Raw genomic sequence first — 2,471 nt, forward strand, 5'->3', positions numbered from 1 at the left:
GGGAGTGAGCAAAAACCGCTGCAGGTGAAATAGTCCAATTCATGTTAACTCCTTATTGATTAAAAATAGTCCGCTTGAGAACAGCTATCGAGTTGTACCTGCATGCTAATGATCAGAATCCGATTGAAATTATTGCAGAAAACATTTGTAAAAAAGCCCATTCAGCGCTTAAAAAACCTGCAATAACATACGTAACCCTGTAATAATAAGGCTAACGGCAAAAATACGTTTTAATAATTTAGCATTTAAATAGGATGATACTCGAGCACCGATTGGAGCAAAAAATACGGTTAAGGGAATAAGAAATAAACAGGCTAAAATATTCACTAAACCATAGGTCATTGGCGGCGCATCGGGAAATGACTGCCCGATAATTAATAAACTTAGCGCCCCCGGAAAAGCAATTAAAAATCCCACTGCAGCAGCAGTTCCCACAGCCTTATGGATAGGATAATTAAAGGCAGTTAAACTGGGTACCGTTAGGGTGCCGCCACCGATTCCTATCATCACACTGAAAAAACCAATAGTGGTCGCCATTAACCCTTTACCCGGCGTGCCCGGTAATCTGCTGGCCAGAGGTTTGGCGCCCGCTCTTAAAATCATATTCAAGGCGGCCATGATAGCAATAAAACCAAATAACCCACTTAACCACAATCCATTTATTTGAGTCACTATCACCGAGCCCGCCAGCACCCCAAGAATCACAAAAGGCGCGAAGGTTTTAAGCAGGGGTAAATCCACATTGCCCCTTTTAATATGGGCACGAATAGAACTAAGAGAGGTAAAAACCATCGTCGCAAGTGAAGTCGCGGTAGCAATTGGCATTGCCGCTTCGGGGCTAACACCTATCATCTGAAAAACAAAAAATAATACAGGCACTATTATTATGCCCCCTCCGACCCCAAGCAAACCGGCTAAAAAACCGGCTAAACAGCCCGTCGCCATTAAACTCGGGATGACAAACAACAGTTCATATGAAAATTCCATTTAACTAATACCTCATTCACAACATTATTTAAATGGCTATCTTAAAGTTGTTGCTTAACTTTTCCTAATAAAGACTGCTCATTATGACGTGCATTCCTCGCTGATTCGTTCATAGTTTGTTATTTAACCAAGTATCGCTATTAACAGACTCATTGACGGACAGGCTTTGCAACAGATATTGTCCCTGTTTTATCAGTCTTTTTTCGCTGTTAGGCAAGCCAATCAAGGATAGACCATAGGATTTTCCATTGATTTTATCTAAGGGTAAATGCAACTGGGGTAAACCGCATAAACTGGCTAACGCGGTCATACCCAATAACCTTTTACGATAATAACTTAATGAATTAACAGACTTTTTCAGCTCCGGTGGTAACCCGGGTGTTGTTGGAATACATAACCACCCCCCCTTACTCTTTAATAAATAAGTAAACAAAGCGCTAAAATTCCCAGCTTTTTGTTTTGCTTCAGCGTACTCATCGATAGTTATATTTTTTGATTTATCAAACCGTATGGATACATCCTTAGCAACAGAAGTTTGATGTTCTGCCAACCACCCGCTATGCTCTTGAATCAATTCATACCCTTGAATAATGAGGAACCACTTGCCTAACTCCTCTAAACTGACCCCGCAAATATCGAGTAACGAATCAGTTGAGACAACATAACGATTGCGCGCCAGCCTATTTAACTTGTTAGTTAATTCCTCTTTTACTTCCGAATCTATCAATTCTAAGGCTCTTTTTTCCACAAAAATTAGAATATCTTCAAATTCCTCCACGGGTGGTTGATCTGGAAATAAACCGGCCACAACATTGCCCATCACGTTGAGATTGCGGGTAAGAAGGCCTGCTGTATCAAAGCTTTTTGCCAGTGAAAAGCTATGATCCAGTGGTAATGCGGCATAAGTTGCCCTTAATCCAAAAAGTCCGCAGTAACTTGCAGAGATTCTGATTTCACCGGCAGCATCAATGCCTAAAGCAAAATCAACATCACCACGAGCAACGGCTGCTGAGCAGCTTGATGAACCACCCGACTGGCATTTAGGTGTTAAATGATTAATAGCGGTACCATAATGGTCATTCATACCGTCAAAACCACAGGCTAGTTCAGAGGGTTGTACGCGACCCGAGCAATGTGCCCCCTGTATTAATAATTGTGTAATAATAGGCGAAGTTTGCAGCGCAGGCTCATGACTCATTAACCAGGTTGGATTTCCCGCACCTGTCACATACCCTTTGACATCAAAAACATCCTTAAACACAAACCGGTAACCTGAAAGTACGCCACGTGTCTTGATTGCAGTAATGCTTTTAGGCCCTTGTCGGCAATAAACACTTGTATCCATAATTGATTTTACCTGATAGTTGAAAATTTGAGACTGTCATTTGTCTCTTTGATAAGAAATAGAAGTTGCTCGCACGATACAAATATTGACAGGGCAAGGCCGGTTTAAATTAAGCCTATAAAACAGAGGTTTCACCCTC

The 2,471-nt window shown here is 41.4% G+C and carries 2 protein-coding genes; both read right to left on the reverse strand.

Features of this window, described 5'->3' with window-relative positions:
• Window positions 1-168: 168 nt before the first annotated feature.
• Window positions 169-987, reverse strand: coding sequence for a sulfite exporter TauE/SafE family protein (locus CXF72_RS00300; RefSeq protein ID WP_101036050.1), 819 nt, complete (start codon window positions 985-987; stop codon window positions 169-171).
• A 109-nt stretch (window positions 988-1,096) separates the two neighbouring features.
• A complete protein-coding gene (locus CXF72_RS00305) occupies window positions 1,097-2,332 on the reverse strand; it encodes an amidase family protein (protein WP_101036051.1) in 1,236 nt (411 codons plus the stop codon).
• Window positions 2,333-2,471: the final 139 nt, after the last annotated feature.

It is taken from the genome of Psychromonas sp. MB-3u-54 (assembly GCF_002836415.1).
GTDB lineage: Bacteria > Pseudomonadota > Gammaproteobacteria > Enterobacterales > Psychromonadaceae > Psychromonas.

Coding starts and splice junctions, on each gene's coding strand:
- CXF72_RS00300 (WP_101036050.1), bottom strand. CDS start 987: ATGGAATTTTCATATGAACTGTTGTTTGTCATCCCGAGTTTAATGGCG.
- CXF72_RS00305 (WP_101036051.1), bottom strand. CDS start 2,332: ATGGATACAAGTGTTTATTGCCGACAAGGGCCTAAAAGCATTACTGCA.